Below are 21,366 nucleotides of genomic sequence, written 5' to 3'. Positions count from 1 at the left end.
ACCGGCCCCGACGGGTCGTCTACGCTCCGGCGTGGCCCTGCTCCGGGGCCTCCTGGCCGGGCTGGTAGCCCCAGCCGTAGACGCCGGGGCGGGTCTGCCAGGGGCGCGGGCCGTCGAGCGGACGGTACTCCACGCCCGCCGCGTCGAGCCTGCGCAGGTGGTGGCGCAGACGCGGCTCGAACTCGGTGAAGTCGCGCTCCCCCTCGGACCAGATCTTCTCGGCGAAGGCGGTCAGGCGCGGGAAGACCATGAAGTCGAGCCTGCGCGCGTTGTCGACGTGCTCGCTCCAGAGGTTCACCTGCCCGCCGAGGACGTGCCGGGCCTCCTCTACGGTGAGGTCGGCGGGGACCGGCTCGCCCGCGTACACGTCCTCCACCCGCAGGAGCGTGCCCACCGGAACCGGCTCGTCCGGCCGCTCGGACTGCTTGTAGTCCAGGTAGGACGTGGCGGTGGGGGCCATGATCACGTCGTGTCCGGCGCGGGCCGCCGCGATGCCGCCCTCCTCGCCGCGCCACGACATCACCGTCGCGCCCGACGCGAGGCCGCCCTCCAGGATCTCGTCCCAGCCGAGCAGGCGACGGCCGCGCTGGGTGAGGTGGTCGTCGAGCTGGCGGATGAACCAGCTCTGGAGCTCGTCCTCGTCGGCCAGTCCCTCGTCCCTGATCCGCTTCTGGGCGGAGGCGCTGTTCTTCCACTGGGTCTTGGGGACCTCGTCCCCGCCCACGTGGACGTAGGTGCTCGGGAAGAGCTCGATGATCTCGTCGAAGACGTTCTTGTAGAACTCCAGGACGTTGTCGGTGACGGCGAGGATCTCCTCGAAGACGCCCCACTGGGTGCCCACCGGGATCTGCCCGACCTCACCCAGCTCGGGGTAGGCGTGGATGGCCGCCTGGGAGTGGCCGGGGACGTCGATCTCCGGGACCACCGCGACGTGTCGGGCGTCCGCGTAGGCGACGATCTCGCGGATGTCGTCCTGCGTGAGGAAGCCGCCGTGCGGTCGGTCGTCGAAGGTCGCGGGCTTGGTGGCGCCCAGTTGACTCTCGGTGCGCCAGGAGGCGACCTCGGTCAGTTTCGGGTAGCGGCGGATCTCGACCCGCCAGCCCTGGTCGTCGGTCAGGTGCAGGTGCAGCACGTTGAGCTTGTGCAGCGCGAGCAGGTCGATGAAGCGCAGGATCTCGCGCTTGGGCTGGAAGTGGCGGGCGATGTCCAGCATCGCGCCGCGCCACTGGAAGCGCGGGGCGTCGGTGATGCTCACTGCGGGCAGACGCCACTCGGCGCCGCTCAGGGGGCTGGAGCGGTAGGCGTCGACGGGCAGCAGCTGGCGCAGGGTCTGCACCCCGTAGAACACCCCGGCGGGTTCGTTGCCCACCACGATCGCGCCCTCGGAGTCGATGATCAGGCGGTAGCCCTCCCGGCCGAGTCCCGCGCCCGGGTCGACGCTCAGCCGGATCTGGGCGTCCTCCTCGTCGCCGGTGGCCAGGGGCAGGCCGGTGGCCGCGCCGAGCTCGCGCTGGAGCCAGGCCAGCGTGCCCTGGGCTTCGTGGTCCGCGGAGACACGGGTGGCGGAGGTCAGGGTGAGTCCGCCGGAACCGTCGGTGGTCAGCTCCCGGGGCCGGGGAAGCAGGGAAAGGGGATCGGGGTGGGGGTTCTCAGGCACGCGGCACTGCTCCTGTCCGGTCTAGACCAATACCCGGACATAGTGTCACGTCCGGCTACGGCGGCACAGGGTCCCGGGGCAATCGGTCCGGGCGGGCTCCGCTATTCGGGACCACCCAATACCCACTCTTGACCCGCGAGGACTCTTGACGCCCCGGCTTTTGCGGGAGACGTAAGGGAGGGGGACCCGGGCCCGGGCGGTGCCGAAACCGAGGTGGAACCCCGACACGCGTGTGGGTGTGTGCCCGTCCCCGCGAGGTGGGGACGACACTACGAGAAAGACGGGGGGTGGCGTTATCGCCGGAGCACGCCGTCCCTCCGTACTGTTTTGCCCGTGCCCGGTTGCCGGGCGCGGGGAGAACCGAGTGGCGGGGGATGCGGTGATGCGCGGAGCACCGGGGACGACGGGTTCGGCCTCGACGGGGTGGTTCGCCTGATGCCGTTGCACGTACTCATGGCCGTGGCGGGGGCCTTCGCCCTGGCTCTGGGCTCGGCTCTCCAGGAACGCGACGCGGTGCGCGCCCCCGGGCGGAAGGTCGCGCGGGCGGGCTTCCTCCTGCACCTGCTGCGCCAGCCCCGCTGGCTCCTCGGCACCGGGGCGGCGGTGCTGGGGGCCTGCCTCCACCTGCTCGCCCTGAGCGGGGCGCCACTGACCATCATCCAGCCGATCGGCGTCACCGGGCTGCTGTTCGCGATCGTGCTGTCCGCCGTGTTCAACCGGCAGCGGGTCCGCGTCGCGCAGATCCTGGCCGGGGTCGCGGTGATGGTCGGCCTGGTCGGCCTCCTGACGACCTTCCCGCACAGCTCCCATCCGCCGGTCATGTCGACCCAGACCGCGCTGTGGCTGTCCGGCGGGATGATCGTGGCCGGCGGCCTCGTGTACCTGACCGCCCACTGGCTGCCCAGCGGGGTGCGCGCCCTGCTGCTCGCGGCCGCGGGTGGCGCCGCCCTCGGCACCACGTCGGGTCTGGCCCGGGTGATCACCTCCCGCGCCGTGGAGGACCCGGTCAACCTCGTCAGCTGGCTCACCGTCATGGCGGGGGCCACCGCGGTCTTCGGCGCCCTCCTGCTCCAGAACGCCTATCGGACCGGGCACTTCGCCGCCGCGTACGCCACCCTGCTGATCGCCGACCCGGTGGTCGGCGTGGGCATCGGCGCGCTGCTGCTCGGTGAGGGGGTGCCGGACACCCCCGTCGAACAGGTCGGGGCGGTGCTGTTCGCCCTCGTCGCCTTCGCGGGCACCGTCACCCTGGCCCGGTCCCGGCACCGCAACCCGGAGGCGGACAGCGACCCCGGTCCCTCCGCCGCCCCCCAGTAGCCGCACTCGTTGAAACAGGGAGATCCCAGATGGCACAGCCGAACCGTCCACTGCGCGTCCTGATCGCCTCGGACACCTACCCGCCCGACGTCAACGGCGCTGGCTACTTCACGTTCCGCCTGGCGGAGGGGCTGGCCGGACGCGGGCACCGGGTGCACGTCGTGTGCCCCTCCGAGGGGGGCGAACCCCACGTCACGGTCAACGGGAACGTCACCGAGCACCGGCTGCGCTCGGCCCCGATCCCCTTCCAGAGCGCGATGCGGGCGGCCGTCCCCCTGGGGATGGGCGGGCATATCGCCCGGGTCCTGCGGCGACTGGACCCCGACGTCCTCCACGTGCAGAGCCACTTCCCCCTCAGCCGTTCGGCCCTGCGTCGGGGGCGGGCGGAGGGCGTGCCCGTGGTCCTGACCAACCACTTCATGCCGGACAACCTGTACGCGCACGCCCGCGTGCCGCGACCGATGCAGCACGCGGCGGGCTCGCTGGCCTGGCGGGACATGGTCCGCGTGGCCGGGGAGGCCGACCACGTGACCACCCCGACCCCGCGCGCGGCAGAACTCCTGCGCGAGCGGGGGTTCGCCCGGGAGATCGAGGCGATCTCCTGCGGGATCGACCTCGACCGCTTCCACCCCCGGGCCGGGGACCGCGCGGCGGCCAGGGACCGTTTCGGCCTGCCCGAGCGGGACACGGTGGTCTTCGTGGGGCGGCTGGACGAGGAGAAGCGGATCGACGACACGATCCGGGCGCTGGCGATGATCGTCCCCGAGCGCGACGCGCAGCTGGTGCTGGCCGGGACCGGGCAGCGTGAGGCGGAGCTGCGCGCGCTCGCCGCCCGGCTCGGCGTGGCGGACCGGGTGTTCTTCCTGGGTTTCGTGCCGGACGAGGACCTGCCGATGGTCTACGCGGCGGCGGACGTCTTCGCCATCGCGAGCGTGGCCGAGCTCCAGAGCATCGCCACGCTGGAGGCGATGTCCACGGGTCTGCCCGTGGTGGCCGCCGACGCGATGGCGCTGCCCCACCTGGTGGAGGAGGGGCGCAACGGCTTCCTGTTCCCGCCGGGCGACCACGTGCGCCTGGCCGACCGTCTGCTGTCGGTGCTCGGCTCGGAAGGGCGACGCGGGGAGCTGGGACGGGCGAGTCGCGAGATCGCCCAGGAGCACGACCACCACCGGTCGCTGGACCGGTTCGAGGCGGTCTACACGCGGCTCCGGGGGAGCGGTCAGGGCCGCTCGGCGTCCGAGCGGGTCATGGTGGCCTAGCCGAGGTTCCGTGTCCAGACATCGGCTCCCAAAAAGTCCGCTTTGAACACTTTCTGCATTCTTTGCGTAGCGATCGGTGATCTCGGGCCGCCACAGGAAAGACCAGAACTGTGTGGTTCGAAGGCATCAGCGGACAGGCCGGCGTCAGCCGGATCGCCAAGAGTGGAAACGTCACCGAAGGTCTCACGGATCGGCTGGTCAGCGCCGAGCGCGAGGCCGGTTTCCACGAACGCGACATGTCGTCGTTCGAACGAGAACGCATCGACCTGGAGCACCGGGTGAACCGGATGGAGGCCGAGCTGGACTCCCTGCGCAAGAGAAGACTGGAAGCCTACGCGCGCTGGTGGAACGCCCGCGACGACCGCGACCGAGCTCGCCACGTCTGTCGCAAGCTCCGCCGCAGGATCGACAAGGCGCGCCGAAGGAGCAACGACGCGTGACCGGTACCCGTACAGGCCACCGGAAGCGACCGACAGAACACCGAACACGGCCCGTCCCCTGAAGGGGCGGGCCGTGTGCGCGCCCGCGCCGTCACCTCGGCCCCTGGACGCGCGGGGAGACCGGGCTGAGCTCCCGCTCCACGCTGCGGGCGGCGTCCCGGAGCGCCGACAGGGTCACCTGCACGGCCGGGCGCCGCAGCGACGCCGGACGCAGCACCGCGTACACGTGCCGCTCCGGTGACGAGGGGAACCGCCGGTACACCAGACCCGCCGGGGCACCCACCATGGCCAGGGCCGGGACCGCCGCGATCCCGATGCCCCGCGAGACCAGGCTGAGGATCGTGCCCAGCCCCTCGAACTCCCACGTCGCCGCGGGCAACCCGCCCACCTCGGCGAACAGCTTCTCCGTGCCGTGCCGCGAGCGCTCGCCCTCCGGCGCCACGATCCACGACTCACCCAGCATCTGGTCCAGCACCAGCGGGACCTCCGGGTCGGCCAGCCGGTGGCCCTCCGGGACCGCCAGCACCATCGGGTCCCGCAGCAGGTGCACGTGGCGCAGGCCGCTGTCGGGACCCCGGCCCGGGTGCTGCCCCGTCCAGTCGTCCACCAGGGCGATGTCCACCTCGCGGGAGCGCACCTTCTGGGTGCCGGTGGCCAGGAGGGTCTGCCTCAGGACCAGCTGCATGCCCTCGTAGCCGCGCAGCGGCGGCGCCAACAGCGGAGCGAACGCCACGGCGGCGGTCGGGAAGGCCGTGACCGTCACCACCCCCAGGGCGATGTTCGACTGCTCGGCCAGCACGGACTCGGCCGCCTCGACCAGGGCCAGGATCTCCTCGGCCTGGTTCACGAGCAGTTGTCCGGCGTCGGTCAGTTCGGCGCCGCGCGGCGACCGGTCCAGCAGCGCCACCCCCGTCTCGCGTTCGAGCGTGGCGAGCTGTTGGGACACCGCCGAAGGCGTGTATCCCAGGGCGTGCGCGGTCGCGGCGATGGTCCCGCGCGTACTGAACTCGCGGAGGAGCTGGAGTCGTCGAAGGTCAAGCATTAGGTCATCTTATGCTCAGCATCGAAAAGACTCGCTTGTACTGATGGCGGGATCTGGGCAGGCTGGGGTGTGAGAGGCCACCAGCTGGACGAGAGCCCAGCTCAACCGGTGGTCAGCGCCTAACGACAAGCCGGAGATGAGTCATCCATGACCGTCACTGTGTCCGCCACCCTCGCCGTGAACGAAGCCCTCAACGACAAGCGCCGCCAAGGGCTGCGCGTGCTTCCGCTCGGGTTCGGTGAGGCCGGTCTGCCGGTGCACCCGGTCATGCGGGACCAGCTCACGGCGAGCAACGCGGCCAACTCCTACGGGCCCGTCGCCGGTTCCAGCGACCTGCGTGAGGCCGCCGCCGGGTACTGGAACCGCCGGGGCCTGCCCACCGACCCCGACCTGGTCATCGCCGGTCCGGGCAGCAAGCCCCTGCTCTACAGCCTGCTCCTGGAGATCGGCGGGGACACCGCCATCGCCGCGCCCAGCTGGGTCAGCTACGCCGCGCAGAGCCGCCTCGTGGGCCAGCGTCCGGTGATGGTGCCGACCGCCACCGGGCAGGGCGGGGTACCGCAGCCGGACCTGCTGCACGCCGCCGTCACCGCCGCCCGGGAGGAGGGACGCACCGTCAACGCGGTGGTCGTCACCGTCCCGGACAACCCGACCGGCACCGTCGCGCGGGCGGAGACCGTGCGCCGCCTGGCCGAGGTCGCCCGCGAACTCGACCTCGTGATCATCTCCGACGAGATCTACCGGGACCTCGTTCACGTGGACGAGCACGGCCGGGAACGCGCGGAGGTCCACAGCCCGGCCGAGTACGCGCCCGAGCGCACCGTCATCTCCACCGGGCTCAGCAAGAACCTGGCCCTCGGCGGCTGGCGGATCGGCGTCCTGCGCCTGCCCGACTCCGAGATCGGCCACCGCCTGCGCGGCGGCCTCCTGGGTGTGGCCAGCGAGATCTGGTCCAGCCCGGCCGCGCCCGTCCAGCAGGCGGCCGCGTACGCCTTCGGTGAACCGGCCGAGCTGCGTGACCACGTGGACCGCAGCCGTCGCCTGCACGGCGTCGTGGCCCGCGCCGTCGCCGACGTCTTCTCCCGGGCCGGGGCGCTCGTCTCGCCCCCGACGGCGGCCTTCTACCTCTACCCGGACTTCGAACCGGTCCGTGAGCGGCTGTCCGCGCTGCACGGAGTGACCACGGGTCCGGAGCTGACCGGGCACCTCCTGGAGCACTTCGGCATGGGGGTGCTGCCCGCCGTCGAGTTCGGCGAGAGCTCCGCCGCCCTGCGGATGCGGGTGGCCACCAGCCTCCTGTACGGGGACTCCGAGGACAAGCGGTACGCGGCGCTGTCCGCCGAGGACCCCCTGTCCCTGCCGTGGATCCGCTCCCACCTGGACCGGCTCACCGAGGTCCTCGGGGCGCTGCTCTCCGACACCGCGGCCTCCGGCACCCCGTCGCCCAGCACGGTGATCCCGGCTCCGGCGGCGATCGCGCAGCCGGTCCACTGACCGCGCGTCCGCGCCCAGATCGTGCCCGCCTCTCTTATACGGGGTGAGGCGGTCACCACCGACGGGACCCTCCCTCTCTCTCCCAGGGAGGGTCCCGTCACGCCCTTCCCGGCCGATCCGCGCCGCAGTCACACGCCCCCGGCCGTCATCCGCTCCCGGCGGGCGGCCAGCTCGTGGCTCGGGGCGATCACCGCTCTGTAGTGCTCCACCAGCTCCTCGTTGACCGACCGCCACGTGCGGTGCGCCACCGAGGGCCGGGCCCGGGCCGCCATCCGGGCCCGCACCTCCCGGTTGTGGGCCAGCCGCCCCACCGCCACCCGCAGCTCACGGACCGAGTCCGGCCGGTACAGCAGGCCGTTGTGCCCCTCCGTCACCAGGTCCACGGGGCCGCCCGCCGCCGGGACGACCACCGGTACGCCCGAGGCCAGCGCCTCCTGCACGGTCTGGCAGAAGGTCTCGTCCGCACCGGTGTGCACGAACACGTTCAGTGACGCGTACAGCCGTGAGAGGTCCGGGCCGGTCCGCTGCCCCGTGAAGACGGCGTCCGGCAGCAGGCGGCGCAGCCGGGCGCGGTCCGGGCCGTCCCCGACCACCACCAGGCGCATCCCCCGCAGCCTCGCCAGATGGCCCAGCAGGTGCACCCGCTTGTCGCGGGACAGACGGCCCACGTACCCCACGATCACCTCACCGTTCGGTGCCAGCTCGCGACGTAGTTCCTCGGACCGGTGGTCGGGGGAGAAGCGCGCGGCGTCCACACCCCGGCGCCACAGGTCCAGCCGGGGGAACCCCCGGCCGGAGAGCGCCTCCAGGGTGGCCGAGGACGGCACCAGCGTGCGGTCCACCGCCGAGTGGACGCGGTGGAGCAGCGACCACAGCGTCCCGGACCCGGGCAGGCCGTAGCGTCCGGCGAACCCGGGCAGGTCGGTCTGGAACGCCGCCACCGTCGGCAGCGCCCACCGGCGGGCCACGTCCACCGCCGTCGCGCCGAACAGCGCGGGGGAGGCCAGGTGCAGCACGTCGGGCGCGAACGCCCGGATCGCGGCGGTCATGGTCCTCCGGGCGGGCAGCCCCATGGAGAAGTCCCGGTACACGGGCAGGGGCAGCGCCGGGGTCCGGACGACCGGGAAGCCCGCGTACGAGGTCGGGCCGTGGCCGGGGGCGAGGACGAGCGCCTGGTGTCCCTCGGCCGCCAGGTGCTCGCTGATCCGGCACACGGAGTTGGTGACCCCGTTGACCTGCGGGAGGAAGGACTCGGTCACGATGGCCACGCGCAGGGGCGGCCGGTGGACGGAGGGCGGGGGTGTGGGGGACATGCGGGGCTCCCAACGCCGAGGTGTCACGCCGAGTGGTGGGTGCCTCCGACGCTAGGGTCGGGGAGTGAACCCGGGTCGCCGGGCGGGAGAACCTCGCCCGAAGCGCCGACACGGGTTGGCCGATCAGGTGGTGACGCCGTCCGCACGGTCGACTGACCGACGGGTGACCCCGGCGTGGCCGTGATCGCCGAACGACGAAACCCGAACGCACATCCAAGGAGCCGTGTGGTGACACTCGTGGAATGGTCCGAACTGGTCCGCGCCGAACTGGAGCTGACCGGGACCGACCCCCTCCGGAAGCCCGACGTGGACCGCGTGCTCGACCTCGCGCGTGACGCCGCTCACTCCGTGGCCCGACCCGCGGCCCCGCTCACGACCTACCTGCTCGGTGTGGCCGTGGGACAGGGGGCGGACCCGGACGAGGCGGCCGCGCTCCTCAGCAGACTCGCCTTGGACCAGGTCAAGGGGGAGGAGGGAGAGGGCGGCGAGGGGTAGCGGCGCCCCGTGTGGCTGACGCGGTCTCCGTGTCGAATGCGCGTGTACGAGTCGTAACACGCATTCTGACCTCGCGTGATTTGTTTGTTACGCGTCAGTGCCATTCTTTCCCGATACCGAACAGTATCCACCGGTTCCAACGTGTTTCTGAGGGTCCCGGTTCCCCCGTCACACCGCTGGTTCCCCCCACCCCACGCAATCACCGAAAGAGAGGTCCCCAGTGGACCAACTCCTAGAGATGGCCGGCGTCCTGTCGGAGATCATCTGGGGACCGTACGTCCTCATTCCCCTGCTGCTCCTGACCGGTGTCTTCCTCACCGTCCGGCTGAGGCTGCTCCAGTTCACCAAGCTCGGCCACGCGCTCTGGCTCGCCCTGGTCCGACGCAAGGAGGACAACGACCAGGCCGAGGGCGACATCTCCCACTACCAGGCGCTCAGCACGGCGCTCGCCGCCACCGTCGGCGTCGGCAACATCGCCGGTGTGGGTCTGGCCATCGGCATCGGCGGCCCGGGCGCCCTGTTCTGGATGTGGGTCACCGGCCTCGTGGGCATGGCCACCAAGTACAGCGAGGCCCTCCTGGGCGTCAAGTACCGCACCAGGGACGAGAAGGGCGAGCAGGCCGGCGGCCCGATGTACTACCTCCGCAACGGTCTGCCCGGCGGCCTCGGGGTCTTCCTCGGCGGCGCCTTCGCGGTCTTCGGCGGCATCGCGGCCTTCGGTATCGGCAACGGCACCCAGGCCGAGGCCGTCTCCAGCTCGATCAACAACATCACCGGCATCGACCCCCGCATCATCGGTGTCGTGCTGATGGTCCTCGTCGCCGTCGTCATCCTCGGCGGTATCAAGAGCATCGGCCGCTTCGCCTCCGCGATCGTGCCGTTCATGATCATCGGGTTCATCTTCATGAACCTGCTGGTGCTGATGATCAACTGGGAGCAGCTGCTCCCGGCCTTCCAGCTCGTCTTCACGGACGCCTTCACCGGCACCTCCGCCGCCGGCGGGTTCGCGGGCGCCGCGCTCATGCTGGTCATCCGTACCGGTGTCGCGCGCGGCATCTTCTCGAACGAGTCCGGGCTGGGCACCGGCGCCATCGCCGCCGCCTCGGCCAAGACCACCCAGCCGGTCCGTCAGGCCATGGTGTCGATGACGCAGACCTTCATCGACACGATCATCATGGTCACCCTGACCGCCCTGATGATCATCACCTCCGGCCTGTGGAACGCCCCGGAGAGCGCCGGGTACGACCCGGACAGCAAGGGCGTGCTGCTCACCTCCGGATCCATGGAGCAGGGCCTGGGCCAGCTCAGCCCGGCCCTGGGCTCCTTCGGCGTGGTCTTCATCGCCTGCGCGGTGGCGGTCTTCGCGTACACGACGATCCTCGGCTGGTCGTACTACGGCGAACGCTGCATGGTGTACCTGGCCAAGGGCAAGCGCTACCTGGTCCTGCCCTACCGCCTGGTGTTCATCGGGGTCGTCTACGTCGGCGCGACCGCCAGCATCGAGTCGGTCTGGCTGTTCAGCGACATCGCCAACGGTCTGATGGCACTGCCGAACCTGGTGGGTCTGATCCTGCTCTCCCCGGTGGTGGTCGCGGAGACACGGAAGTTCTTCGGCCATCCCGAGTGGAAGAACCCGGACGTGATCATGGACGACGTCAGCAAGTAGTGCGCTCCGGCCGGGGGACGGGTCCCCCGGCCGACGACGAGGGGGACCGGCCACGGTGGCCGGTCCCCCCTTCGCGTGGTGTCGTCCGTTCACCACCAGGCGTGGAAGTGGTGCACCGGTCCCTGGCCGTCGCCCGCGTGGATCTCGTCGGCGTGGCGCAGGGCCTCGGTGAGGTAGGCCTTGGCGTCGGAAACGGCGGCCACCGTGTCCGGGCGCTGGGGGAGGAGGGCGGCGATCGAGGAGGAGAGCGTGCAGCCGGTGCCGTGGGTGTTGCGGGTGGCCACCCGCCCGGCACGGAACTCCACCGGCTCCGAGACGCCGTCGACCAGCAGGTCGACACTCTCCTCACCGGGCAGGTGCCCGCCCTTGAGCAGGACGCGGCGCGGACCGAGTTCGAGGAGGCGTTCGGCCTGTCCCCGCATCTCCTTGAGGCCGGTGGCCTCGGTCTCGCCGAGCAGGTCGGCGGCCTCGGGGAGGTTGGGGGTGAGCAGGTCGGCGCGCGGCAGCAGGACGGTGCGCAGGGCCTCGATCGCGGACCGCTCCAGGAGGCGGTCACCGCTCTTGGCCACCATCACCGGGTCCACGACCACGTTCGGCAGCGCGTAGCGGTCGACGGCGGCCGCGACCGCCTCGGTGACCTCCGACGTGGACAGCATCCCCACCTTGACCGCGTGCACGGTCGCGTCGGTGAACAGGGTGTCCATCTGGTCGGTGACGAAGGACGCGGGGACACCGTGGACCCCGGTGACCCCGCGTGTGGACTGGGCGGTCAACGCCGTCACCACGGTCATCCCGAAGACCCCGTGGGCGGAGAACGACTTCAGGTCGGCCTGGACACCGGCGCCCCCGCTGGGGTCGCTTCCGGCGATGGACACGACGTTGTACGCGCTCATTGGCGTTCCTTCGCTAGTACGAACTAGGGCAGGTTCGACGGGTGTGCTCTCAGCCGGGAGGACTCTCTCCGGCACCCCGCGCCGCCGGGGCCTCGCGGCCCCGGCATCAGTGTTGGTCTGTGGTGGTTTCGACTGTAGTGGACGGTCCGCCGGGGCGGACCGCCCCCCTCCGCGCGGTCAGACGGTGACGTTGTGGCGGGTCTCCACCTGCTCCTGCTGGGCGTGCTTGCGCCGCTCCCAGACGATCATGCCGACGACCACCACGAAGCCGCCGACCGCGAAGGCCAGCGTCACGGGGACGTCGCTCATCGGAACCAGATCGCGGTTGTGGTCCTGCCACGGCCACAGGGCGCGCAGCGAACCGGCCATCAGACCGGTGAGCACCACGAGGGTGATGTGGTGGTGGTTCTCCAGCAGGAACTGGAGCACCTTCACGAACAGGGCCAGACCGGTGATCATGCCCAGCACGAAGACGGTGATGTAGGGCAGGTCAGCCGCGCGCAGGGCGGCCATGGTCGGCTCGTACAGGCCCAGGATCAGCAGGATGAAGGAACCCGACAGGCCCGGCAGCACCAGGGCGCAGATGGCGACGGCGGCCGCGAAGAAGACGATCACCGGGTGGGTGGGCAGGTTGGCGCCGGGCAGGCCGGTGAGCAGGAAGGCGAGCACCGCGAAGACCAGGGCCACCGCGTAGTGCCAGGCCTTCCACTTCTTGCCCGCGCCGGTGTAGGGGATCCACAGGCAGGCCAGGACCAGGCCGAAGAACAGCGCGTACGCGTACTGCTCGTAGACCTCCACCAGCGGGGCGAGGAAGATGGCGGCCAGGATGAGCGCGACGGCCATGCCGATGAGGGCGGGGACGAGCACCGACCAGTCCACCTGGCGGAACTGCTCCTGGGCGCGCTCCTTGCCGCGGCCCCGGGGAACGTCCGTGACGTAGCGCTTGATGCCGCTGACCACGTGGCCCGCGCCACCGATCAGCTTGTCGTAGAGGCCGACCATCAGCGCGACCGTGCCGCCGCTGATGCCGGGCAGTGCCTCGGAGGTGCCGACGGCGCCGCCGCGCACCGCGTTGAAGATGTAGGAGCCTACTGACTTGGCCATGTTGTCGGGCGCTGGCCCGGGGGGTTCCCGGGAGAGGGCGCCGTCCTCCGTCCTGATGGGGTCGCCGGTCCGTGCGAACGGTCGACCGGCGGGTCAAAGGGGTGCTGTACCACGCGGGTCATGGAGGCGACCTCCACCGGTTCGATGCTCCGGCCCGCGCGGGGATGTGTGCCGCCCGGGCCGTGCGAGGGGGAGGAGAGCCGTCAGGCCCCGGGCCGGGCAGTGCCGATTCTAGCGGCGCCGGACGGGGTGAAGGCGTCCGATCGCCCGGAGAATCCGGGTTTTGGTCAGGTATCAGTCCGCGAGGTCCGTGGTCCGAAAACGGATCGTGACGACGACGGCGTGGAACCGGTCTCAGATCCGGCGCGAACCGGACAGTCGCGAGGTCGGAACGGCGGGCGCGGCCGGGTCCTCCCCGGCCACCGACGCCGCCCACCGGTAGTCCTGCTTGCCCACCGCCGTGCGTCGCACCCTGTCCACGAAGTGCACCGTCCGAGGCACCTTGAACCCGGCCAGGCGCACCCGGCAGTGCGCCCGCAGCGCGCCCTCGTCCCGAGCCGAACCGGAGGCCAGCGACACCAGGGCCGTCACCTTCTGGCCCAGCCTCTCGTCCGGGGAGGGCACCACGATCACGTCCTCCACCGAGGGGTGCGCCTTGAGCACGGCCTCCACCTCCTCGGGGTAGACCTTCTCCCCGGCGGTGTTGATCACCACGCTGCCCCGGCCCAGCAGCACGATGGAACCGTCTCCGGCCCTCGTGCCGTAGTCGCCCGACAGCGCCCAGCGCCGCCCGTCACCGTCCGTGGGGAACGTGCGCGCGGTGGCGATCGGATCGTTGTAGTAGCCGAGCGGAATCCGGCCGGTCCGGGCGATCCGGCCGACCTCGACCGACCCCGGCGGGAGCGGCCGCAGGGAGTCGTCGAGCACGGCGATGCTGCCGCCCATCGTGAAGCTGCGCCGGTCCGCGGAGTCCGCGACACTCGTGTGCTCGTCGGGCGCGGTGGCCGACCCGCACACGCCCGTCTCCGAACCGCCGTAGGCGTCGGCCAGGGCCACGTCCTCGCGCCAGGCCCGCCACAGCCCGCGCACCGAGGGGGTGAGCGGGGTGCCTCCGGAACGCACCGAGGTGAGCTCCGGGCACAGGTCGGGTTCGGTCAGCAGGTGCCTGGCCAGCGGACGCGCCATCGCGTCGCCCACCAGCTGCACCGCGTGCACGCCCTCGCGGTGCGCCAGCTCCAGCACCCGGTACGCGCGGAAGCTGCGGTCGGTGGACAACACCACGCGTTTGCCGCACAGCAGCATGCTCAGGGCGTTCCACTGCCCGGCGGCGTGCATGAGCGGCCCCAGCACCAGCATGCGCAGCGGGAAACAGCGCGCGGCGCGTTCGGCCACGTCCTGTGCGGACCCGGCACGCGGGGCACCCGGGTCGCGTCGCTCCACGGCGGCGCGGAACACGTCGGCCTGGCGCCACAGCACCCCCTTGGGGTAGCCGGTGGTGCCACCGGTGTACAGCAGGTAGTGGTCGTCGCCGCTGGTCACGGGCAGTTCGACCGCACCGTCCCCGGAGTCCGGCCCGTGCGCCGCGAGCGCCTCCTCGTAGTCGACGCCGCCCAGCGAGGCGTCGCGCTCGGAGCCGTCCTCCAGCAGGAGCACGTGCCGCAGGCGCGGCAGGTCGGAGCGGACCGCGGCCACCGTCGTGGCCAGGGAGTCCTCCGCGATCAGGGCCACCGCGTGCGCGTCCGAGAGCACGTGCCGGAGCTCGCCCGCCACGTACCGGTAGTTGACGTTGACCGGCACCGCGCCCGCGCGCAGCACGCCCAGGAACGACTCCACCCACTCGGCGCGGTTGAAGGACAGGATCGCGACGTTCTCCCCGGGGCGCACACCGGCCGTGGCCAGGTGCCGGGCCAGCCGGGTGGACCGCTCGTCCAGGGCGCGGTAGGTGAGGCGGCGCGGACCGGCGACCAGCGCGATCCGGTCGGGGACGGCGTCGGCCACCGCCGTCATGAGGTTGGCGAGGGAGAAGGGGGTGTCCGGGGACGCGTGTTGGGGCACGTCGATGACCTCCCTGACGGTCGTGGGCGCCGTCCTCGGCGCGGGGCGCTCGCGGCGGCTGTGGCTGGTTAGAGCGAACGTACCCGTCGGGGCGGCGGCCGATCGCTGTGGGCGCTGTGTACCGCGTCACCTGCGTAACCGTCCCCCGTCACCCTCGTCGGAGGCCCCGCCGGGGCGTTCAAGCTCAGCGGGGGTGCCGGGGCCGGAGGTGTCGGGGTTTCGGGCCCGGGGGCCGGGCCGGTGATCTTCACCACCCCTTGTGGGCTCACCGGATCATCTGCTCAACTCTTGGAGATCCCGCCGCCGGGCTCTACAGGGCCCCACGGTGGGTATCTACTGTCTGACCATCGGTCAAAGGTGATCGGAGCGGCTAGATGACCACCCAGAATCTGGGACAGCAGGACTCCGTCGGAAACCCCGGCGGACAGGGACTCTCCAGCGCGGACCACATCGAACTCGCACAGTCGAGGTCCGCACACAACTACTCACCCCTGCCCGTCGTGATCGCCGAGGGCCGTGGTGCCTGGGTGACCGACGTGGAGGGCAAGCGCTACCTCGACTGTCTGGCCGGGTACTCGGCCATGAACTTCGGCCACCACAACCCCGACCTCCTGGCCGCCGCGCACGCCCAGATCGACCGGGTGACGCTGACCAGCCGGGCCTTCTACAACGACCAGTTCGGCCCGTGGGTGAGCTCCCTCGCGGACATGGTCGGCAAGGAGAAGGTCCTGCCGATGAACACCGGTGCCGAGGCGGTGGAGACCGGCATCAAGGTGGCCCGCAAGTGGGGCTACGAGGTCAAGGGCGTCCCGGAGAACCAGGCGACCATCGTCGTCGCCGGGGCCAACTTCCACGGCCGGACCACCACGATCATCTCCTTCTCCTCCGACCCCGAGGCGAAGACGGGTTTCGGCCCCTACACGCCCGGCTTCCGCTCGGTGGCCTACGGAGACGCGCGGGCCATCGAGGAGGCCATCGACGACACCACCGTGGCGGTCCTCATCGAGCCGGTGCAGGGCGAGGCCGGCGTGATCGTGCCGTCCGCGGACTACCTGCCCCGCGTCCGGGAGATCTGCGACGCCAACCGGGTGCTGTTCATCGCGGACGAGGTGCAGTCGGGTCTGGGCCGCACGGGCACGATCCGGGCCTGTGAGCACACCGGCGTCGTCCCCGACGCCTACCTGTTCGGCAAGGCGCTGGGCGGCGGAATCCTGCCGGTGTCCGCGATGGTGGCCGACGAGGACGTCCTCGGCGTCATCCAGCCCGGACAGCACGGGAGCACCTTCGGCGGGAACCCGCTCGCCGGGGCGGTGGGCCAGACGGTCGTCCGGATGCTGACCGAGGGGCCCTACCTGGAGAACGCCCGGAAACTGGGCGAGGTGCTCCGGCGCAGGTTGGACGCGTTCGTCGGTGACGGGGTGGTGTCGGCGCGCAGCATCGGCCTGTGGGCGGGCGTGGACGTCGACCCCGCGCTGGCCTCGGGCAAGGAGCTGTGCAAGCGGCTCGCGGAGCACGGTGTCCTGGTCAAGGACACCCACGGTTCGACCGTGCGGATGTCGCCGCCGCTGGTGATCAGTGAGGACGACCTCAACTGGGGCCTGGACCGGTTCGCCGAGGTCATCGCGGAGCTCAGGGCGGAGCGCGGGTAGACGCGACGCCCGTCTCCCGCCCCGGGTGAGGGCGGACCGACGGTGCCCCGTCCCGGACTCCTCCGGGCCGGGGCACCGTGGCCTTCGGCCGCGCGGCCGGGGGAGGGGTCAGGAACCGGCACCGGCCTCGGTGGCGCCGTTCCCCTCCTCGTCCGCTTCCGCCTCGTCGGTGTCGTCGGAGCCGGGAACGGCGTTGACCGGGTCCAGCGGGCCGCCGAGTTCGGTGTGGAGCACCTCGGCGTCGACCTTGTCCAGGGTCTCCCGGGACGTGAACAGCACCCGCTCGGGGCCCTCCTCGATCTGGAGGCGTACGCGCTCGGCGATGGAGCGCTGCCCCTCGGCCGTGGGGTGGAAGCTGGCCCGGTCCACGCGCAGGCCCTCACCCAGCTGCCCGAGGACGATCCCGTTGAGCCAGGCGTCGTCCTCGCTGACCTCGTGGCCCTTCAACGCGGTGAAGACGTTGACGAACTCCACGCTTCCCACCTGGCGGGCTCCGTACACGTCGCCGTCCACCTGGTACGCCGTGTCCCGGATCCGGTCGTTGAACCGCTGGGCCACCGTGTTCAGCCACAGCTGGTCGCTCTGGGAGAGCGTGTAGTACATGCCGGGCGGCTGCTCGGGGAACAGCCGGGGGTAGCCCAGGACCAGCACGCGGGCGTCCGGGGCGCGGTCGCGGATCTCGGTGAGCACCTCGGTGAGGGTGTCCTCGAACGCGTCCATCCGCTCGGTGACCTCCTCCTCCTGGTCCGTGCAGGCGGTCCGCTCCAGCAGCGGCATCCGCATGATGCAGGTGCGCAGGACGGGGATGAAACCGAGGTCGTTGCCGCCGATCCCGACCGTGACCAGCGAGGTGTGCTCGGTGACGCGCTCGATCTGCGACTCGGGGGTGCCGACCTGGCTGAGCATGTCGGAGCCCTTGTGGCTGCTGCACGCGTAGAAGCCCAGCGCGCCGTCGAAGGAGAACTCCTCCTCGATGACCCTGGGGTAGGCGTGCTCGGAGCGCCAGCACTCACCGGGCTCGGCGGTGCCCTCCTCGTACTCGCCCGCGCCGTCTCCGGAGGAGTAGGAGTCGCCCAGGGACACGTAGTTGCCCCACAGCGCGGCGTCCTTCGGGTCCATCCGGACCCGCCAGTCCTCCTCCTCGTCCTCGGTGATGGGAGGCAGTGGTTCGCCGGGGCACACGCCGCCGGTGGCGTCGCACCACAGCCGCAGGAGGGCGTCGCGGCTGGTGGGAACGGCCAGGACCGCCACCAGGGCCAGGACGAGGACGGACACGGTGACGAGGCTGACGCGGCGGCGACGGACCCGACGGGCGCGGACCCCCGCGTCGCCGTCGTCGGGGGCGGTGGACCCGGACGCGTCCGGGTCGGAGGCCTCGGAGGTCTCGGGGGACTCGGCGGTCCCGGAGACCTCGGTCCGGTCCTGTCCGGAGGCCTCGGACGTCTCGGTCCGGTCCTGCTCGGGGCCGTTCACGGGCTCGCCGGAGGCGGAGGTCGCGGCGGGGTCCTCCGGGCCCTCCGGTTCCCGGGGCTCCCGGGGGTCGCCATCACGCGCTGACACGATCTCCTACCGCCTCCCAGTTCCGCGGGGCGTGCGGGGTGCGTTCGCAAGGCGCACCCCTGATCCAGTGGCCAGACTACCCGGGGCGGTTTGTCGCGATGACGTCGAGAACACGGCGGATATCGGCGTTGTCCAAGGTGGCGCGGGCGGTCAGGCGGAGCCGGGAGCGGCCGTCCGGGACCGAGGGCGGTCGGAAACAGCCCACCCGGACCCCCGCCTCGTGACAGGCGGCCCGCCAGGCCAGCGCCTCCTGGGGGGAGCGGGCCACCACCGACACCACTGCCGCGTCCGGTTGGCTCACCTCCATGCCGCGTTGGCGGAGCCCTTCGGCCAGCTCGCGGGCGCGGTCCCGGACGGACTCGGCGCGCTCGGGCTCGGCACGGAGCACGCGCAGGGCCGCCAGGGCCGCTCCCACCGAGGCGGGGGCCAGCCCGGTGTCGAACACGAACGTGCGCGCCGTCTCCACCAGGTGGCGGATCACCCGGCGCGATCCCAGGACGGCGCCGCCCTGGGCTCCGAGCGACTTGGACAGGGTCACCGACACCACCACGTCGTCGGCGGCGGCCAGTTCCGTGCCGCCCACGGCGCCGCGTCCGCCCCGGCCGAGCACCCCGAGCCCGTGGGCGTCGTCCAACAGCAGCGCCGCCCGGTGGTCGCGTGCCGTCCGGGCGAGGGAGGGGAGGTCGGTGAGGTCGCCGTCCACGGAGAACACGGTGTCGCTGAGCAGCAGGCGTCGCCCCGGTGCCTCGGAGAGGAGCGCGTCGGCGTGCCCGGTGTCGCGGTGGCGGAAGACCGCGACGCGGGCGCCGGCGGCACGCGCCAGCCGGGTCGCGTCGATGAGGGAGGCGTGGTTGTACTGGTCGCACACCACCAGTGGCGGTTCGACGTCGTCGGCGGCCGGGGCGACCAGCGACGCCACCATCGCGAGGTTGGCCGCGTACCCGGAGGAGAACACCAGGGCGGCCTCGGCGCCGTGGAAGTCGGCCAGCTCGCGTTCCAGTTCGGCGTGGAGTTCGGTGTCCCCGGTGACCAGCCGCGAACCCCCGGCGCCCGCGCCCCAGGTGTGGACGGCGTCGGCGGCGGCCGCCAGTACGGCGGGGTGCCGCATGAGCCCGAGGTAGTCGTTGCCCGCCAGGTCCAGCAGTCCGTCCGAGGGGGAGCGGGGCACCGTCCGGCGGCTGAGTCCGGCCCGGGCGCGGCGCTCGGCGGCCCGGTCCAGCCAGGCGAGGGGATGGCCCGAGGGCAGCGGGGCGGGCCCCGGACGGGTCGCGCGCAGGGTCCAGGGACGGCGTGTGCGGCGGACGGCGGTGTCGAGGCGTTCCATGCGGAGGGCTCCTCGGGGATCGGTGGTGGGTGCGGTCGCTGGTGCGGCTCCGTGCGTGAGGGGGCGGGGAGGGGCCACGTGTGCGGGTAAAAGCCTTGTGCACGAGGTAATTGCCCGGACCGTGGGGCCGGTGAGAGAGGGCCCTGGGCGGGTCGACCCAGCGGCGGCCAAGCCCGCTGGGGCGACCCGTCCCTCGCGGTGCCAGGGAGGCGTGTACGACTCTGCCGGTTTCCGGCTCCCCGGTCACCGGTGAAAGCCCACAAAGAATCGGTGGGGATTCCTGGCTCACTCGTACGGGGCACCAGTCGCCCCGTGGGCGGAACAATGGGTCACCATGTCGCGAACCAGCACCGAGACGGCCCACCCCGCCCGGGTCCGAGCCGCCGACAGCGCACACCTGTGGCACCCCTACACGACCGTGCCCGCGGCCGAGACGCCCTACGTGGTGACCGGCGCCGAGGGCGCCCACCTGGACCTGTGGGCGGACGGCCGCCACCACCGCGTCGTCGACGGGATGGCGTCCTGGTGGTCGTCCATCCACGGCTACCGCCACCCGCGACTGGACGCGGCGGTGCACGCCCAGGTGGACCGGTTCAGCCACGTGATGTTCGGCGGGCTCACCCACGCGCCCGCCGCCGAGCTGGCCGAGGCACTGGTCCGGATCACCCCCGAGGGCCTCGACCACGTCTTCCTCGCGGACTCCGGGTCGGTGTCGGTGGAGGTCGCGATGAAGATGTGCCTCCAGTACCACCGTTCCACCGGTTCCCCCGCACGCCGCCGGTTCCTCACCTGGCGGGGCGGCTACCACGGCGACACCTTCCACGCCATGAGCGTGTGCGACCCCGACGGCGGGATGCACGCGCTGTGGGGGGACGTCCTGCCCGGTCAGGTGCACGCGCCCGAGCCGCCGGCCGGGTTCGACACCCCGCCCGACCCCGACTACCTCGCGCGGTTCGAGGGGCTGGCCCGCGAGCACGCCGGGGAACTGGCCGCGATCATCGTCGAACCCGTCGTCCAGGGCGCGGGCGGGATGCGCTTCCACCACCCCGACCACCTGCGTGAACTGCGACGGATCGCGGACGCGTACGGGCTGCTGCTGGTCTTCGACGAGATCGCCACCGGGTTCGGGCGCACCGGGGAGATGTTCGCCGCTGACCACGCGGGGGTGGTTCCCGACATCATGTGCCTGGGCAAGGCGCTGACCGGCGGTTACATGACCCTGGCCGCCACCCTGTGCACCGGGAGGGTGGCGCGGGGGATCGCCGGGGGCGAGGTGCCCGTGCTCGCGCACGGCCCCACGTTCATGGGCAACCCGCTGGCCTGCGCCACCGCCCTGGCCTCGGTGGAACTGCTCACCGAGGGCGACTGGCGGGGCGACGTGGCGCGGGTCGGGGCCGGACTCCGCGAGGGACTGGCTCCGGCCGAGGGCCTGCCGGGCGTGCGGGAGGTGCGGGTGCTCGGCGCGATCGGCGTGATCGAACTGGACCGCCCGGTGCGCGTGCGAGAGGCCACCCGCGCGGCGGTCGCGGCCGGTGCGTGGCTGCGGCCCTTCCGACACCACGTGTACGCGATGCCGCCCTACGTCTGCACCGAGGAGGAGGTCGCCACGATCGCCGCCGCGATGGTCGCGGCGGCCGAGGCCTCACTGGAGGGCGGGACGGCCCCGCCCGAGCTTGGGGAGGCGCGGACCCCGTCCGGGCGCGAGGAGGCGCGGACTTCGTTCGGGCCCGGGGAGGCGCGGACCCCGACCGAGCCCGGGGAGACGCGGACCCCGTCCGGGCGCGACGAGGAGGGGAACCTGTGACCGTGCTCGTGGTGACCGGCACCGGAACCGAGGTGGGCAAGACCGTGGCCACGGCGGCGGTCGCCGCCCTCGCGGCGGCCCGGGGGCGCCGCGTGGCCGTGCTCAAGGCCGCCCAGACCGGAGTGGGCCCCGACGAGGAGGGCGACGCCCGCACCGTCGCCCGGCTGGTCCCCGGGGTGACCACCGCCGAGACGGCCCGCTTCCCCGAACCGCTCGCCCCCGCCACGGCCGCCGCGCGTAGCGGTCGGGACGGACCGGCCGCCTGGGAGGTGGCCGACCGCGCGCTCGACCACG

At 72.3% G+C, this 21,366-nt stretch carries 17 protein-coding genes and 1 riboswitch; of the genes, 9 read left to right on the top strand and 8 right to left on the bottom strand.

The features are described from left to right. Positions 1–19: 19 nt before the first annotated feature. Positions 20–1,657 (bottom strand): beta-N-acetylhexosaminidase, encoded by a 1,638-nt coding sequence (locus ACFW3L_RS06815; protein WP_378737216.1) that lies wholly within the window; start codon positions 1,655–1,657, stop codon positions 20–22. A 435-nt stretch (positions 1,658–2,092) separates the two neighbouring features. Here ACFW3L_RS06815 and ACFW3L_RS06810 point away from each other — a divergent pair, with 435 nt between their 5' ends. From ACFW3L_RS06810 to ACFW3L_RS06800, 3 genes are all read left to right on the top strand, one after another. Further along, the gene (locus ACFW3L_RS06810) at positions 2,093–2,974 is read left to right on the top strand and encodes a DMT family transporter (protein WP_378737214.1); all 882 of its coding nucleotides are present in this window, start codon (positions 2,093–2,095) and stop codon (positions 2,972–2,974) included. A 29-nt stretch (positions 2,975–3,003) separates the two neighbouring features. Beyond that, on the top strand, positions 3,004–4,233 hold the full coding sequence (locus tag ACFW3L_RS06805; protein ID WP_378737208.1) for a glycosyltransferase: 1,230 nt from the start codon (positions 3,004–3,006) through the stop codon (positions 4,231–4,233). Between the two features lie 110 nt (positions 4,234–4,343). After that, positions 4,344–4,673: a hypothetical protein gene (locus tag ACFW3L_RS06800; RefSeq protein ID WP_378737207.1), complete on the top strand. Its 330-nt coding sequence runs from the start codon at positions 4,344–4,346 to the stop codon at positions 4,671–4,673. A gap of 91 nt (positions 4,674–4,764) precedes the next feature. On the opposite strand, the gene ACFW3L_RS06795 is transcribed toward ACFW3L_RS06800, so the two are convergent. Next, on the bottom strand, positions 4,765–5,715 hold the full coding sequence (locus tag ACFW3L_RS06795) for a LysR family transcriptional regulator (protein WP_352387775.1): 951 nt from the start codon (positions 5,713–5,715) through the stop codon (positions 4,765–4,767). A 147-nt stretch (positions 5,716–5,862) separates the two neighbouring features. On the opposite strand from ACFW3L_RS06795, the gene ACFW3L_RS06790 reads away from it, so the two are divergent. Beyond that, a complete protein-coding gene (locus tag ACFW3L_RS06790; RefSeq protein ID WP_378737204.1) occupies positions 5,863–7,209 on the top strand; it encodes a pyridoxal phosphate-dependent aminotransferase in 1,347 nt (448 codons plus the stop codon). Between the two features lie 128 nt (positions 7,210–7,337). Here the strand turns inward: ACFW3L_RS06790 and ACFW3L_RS06785 are convergent, their stop codons facing one another. Further along, positions 7,338–8,522, bottom strand: a complete 1,185-nt coding sequence (locus ACFW3L_RS06785) for a glycosyltransferase family 4 protein (protein WP_378737202.1) — start codon at positions 8,520–8,522, stop codon at positions 7,338–7,340. Positions 8,523–8,750: 228 nt separating this feature from the next. On the opposite strand from ACFW3L_RS06785, the gene ACFW3L_RS06780 reads away from it, so the two are divergent. Beyond that, entirely contained in the window at positions 8,751–9,017 is a 267-nt protein-coding gene (locus tag ACFW3L_RS06780) for a DUF6457 domain-containing protein (protein WP_378737200.1), read from the top strand. Positions 9,018–9,237: 220 nt separating this feature from the next. Further along, positions 9,238–10,683: an alanine/glycine:cation symporter family protein gene (locus ACFW3L_RS06775; protein ID WP_378737198.1), complete on the top strand. Its 1,446-nt coding sequence runs from the start codon at positions 9,238–9,240 to the stop codon at positions 10,681–10,683. Between the two features lie 89 nt (positions 10,684–10,772). On the opposite strand, the gene thiD is transcribed toward ACFW3L_RS06775, so the two are convergent. From thiD to ACFW3L_RS06760, 3 genes are all read right to left on the bottom strand, one after another. Next, positions 10,773–11,576 carry a bifunctional hydroxymethylpyrimidine kinase/phosphomethylpyrimidine kinase gene (gene thiD / locus ACFW3L_RS06770; RefSeq protein WP_378737196.1) on the bottom strand — a complete coding sequence of 268 codons (804 nt, stop codon included), beginning with the start codon at positions 11,574–11,576 and terminating at the stop codon, positions 10,773–10,775. Then, positions 11,565–11,665: riboswitch (TPP riboswitch) on the bottom strand. (Overlaps the previous gene by 12 nt.) A gap of 88 nt (positions 11,666–11,753) precedes the next feature. Continuing rightward, positions 11,754–12,680 carry a DUF368 domain-containing protein gene (locus ACFW3L_RS06765; protein WP_378737194.1) on the bottom strand — a complete coding sequence of 309 codons (927 nt, stop codon included), beginning with the start codon at positions 12,678–12,680 and terminating at the stop codon, positions 11,754–11,756. Between the two features lie 354 nt (positions 12,681–13,034). Further along, on the bottom strand, positions 13,035–14,735 hold the full coding sequence (locus ACFW3L_RS06760) for an acyl-CoA synthetase (protein ID WP_378737192.1): 1,701 nt from the start codon (positions 14,733–14,735) through the stop codon (positions 13,035–13,037). A 374-nt stretch (positions 14,736–15,109) separates the two neighbouring features. Between ACFW3L_RS06760 and rocD the strand changes: the two genes are divergently transcribed. Then, positions 15,110–16,384 (top strand): ornithine--oxo-acid transaminase, encoded by a 1,275-nt coding sequence (gene rocD / locus ACFW3L_RS06755; RefSeq protein ID WP_378737190.1) that lies wholly within the window; start codon positions 15,110–15,112, stop codon positions 16,382–16,384. A gap of 108 nt (positions 16,385–16,492) precedes the next feature. On the opposite strand, the gene ACFW3L_RS06750 is transcribed toward rocD, so the two are convergent. Beyond that, on the bottom strand, positions 16,493–17,944 hold the full coding sequence (locus ACFW3L_RS06750; protein WP_378737188.1) for an SGNH/GDSL hydrolase family protein: 1,452 nt from the start codon (positions 17,942–17,944) through the stop codon (positions 16,493–16,495). A 76-nt stretch (positions 17,945–18,020) separates the two neighbouring features. Further along, positions 18,021–19,268 (bottom strand): 8-amino-7-oxononanoate synthase, encoded by a 1,248-nt coding sequence (locus ACFW3L_RS06745; RefSeq protein ID WP_378737186.1) that lies wholly within the window; start codon positions 19,266–19,268, stop codon positions 18,021–18,023. Positions 19,269–19,602: 334 nt separating this feature from the next. On the opposite strand from ACFW3L_RS06745, the gene ACFW3L_RS06740 reads away from it, so the two are divergent. Next, a complete protein-coding gene (locus ACFW3L_RS06740) occupies positions 19,603–21,072 on the top strand; it encodes an adenosylmethionine--8-amino-7-oxononanoate transaminase (protein WP_378737184.1) in 1,470 nt (489 codons plus the stop codon). Then, positions 21,069–21,366, top strand: a 298-nt coding sequence (locus ACFW3L_RS06735; RefSeq protein WP_378737182.1) for an AAA family ATPase, incomplete at its 3' end; no start/stop codon positions are given. The genes ACFW3L_RS06740 and ACFW3L_RS06735, both read left to right, overlap by 4 nt.

Origin of the sequence: Nocardiopsis sp. NPDC058789 (genome assembly GCF_042745575.1) — a bacterium.
GTDB lineage: Bacteria > Actinomycetota > Actinomycetes > Streptosporangiales > Streptosporangiaceae > Nocardiopsis > Nocardiopsis eucommiae.
Note: the sequence above shows the minus strand (reverse complement) of the source record. Positions and strands in the feature narration are given on the sequence as shown.

Coding starts and splice junctions, on each gene's coding strand:
- ACFW3L_RS06740 (WP_378737184.1), top strand. CDS start 19,603: ATGTCGCGAACCAGCACCGAGACGGCCCACCCCGCCCGGGTCCGAGCC.
- ACFW3L_RS06805 (WP_378737208.1), top strand. CDS start 3,004: ATGGCACAGCCGAACCGTCCACTGCGCGTCCTGATCGCCTCGGACACC.
- thiD (WP_378737196.1), bottom strand. CDS start 11,576: ATGAGCGCGTACAACGTCGTGTCCATCGCCGGAAGCGACCCCAGCGGG.
- ACFW3L_RS06765 (WP_378737194.1), bottom strand. CDS start 12,680: ATGGCCAAGTCAGTAGGCTCCTACATCTTCAACGCGGTGCGCGGCGGC.
- ACFW3L_RS06785 (WP_378737202.1), bottom strand. CDS start 8,522: ATGTCCCCCACACCCCCGCCCTCCGTCCACCGGCCGCCCCTGCGCGTG.
- ACFW3L_RS06795 (WP_352387775.1), bottom strand. CDS start 5,715: ATGCTTGACCTTCGACGACTCCAGCTCCTCCGCGAGTTCAGTACGCGC.
- ACFW3L_RS06745 (WP_378737186.1), bottom strand. CDS start 19,268: ATGGAACGCCTCGACACCGCCGTCCGCCGCACACGCCGTCCCTGGACC.
- rocD (WP_378737190.1), top strand. CDS start 15,110: ATGACCACCCAGAATCTGGGACAGCAGGACTCCGTCGGAAACCCCGGC.
- ACFW3L_RS06790 (WP_378737204.1), top strand. CDS start 5,863: ATGACCGTCACTGTGTCCGCCACCCTCGCCGTGAACGAAGCCCTCAAC.
- ACFW3L_RS06810 (WP_378737214.1), top strand. CDS start 2,093: ATGCCGTTGCACGTACTCATGGCCGTGGCGGGGGCCTTCGCCCTGGCT.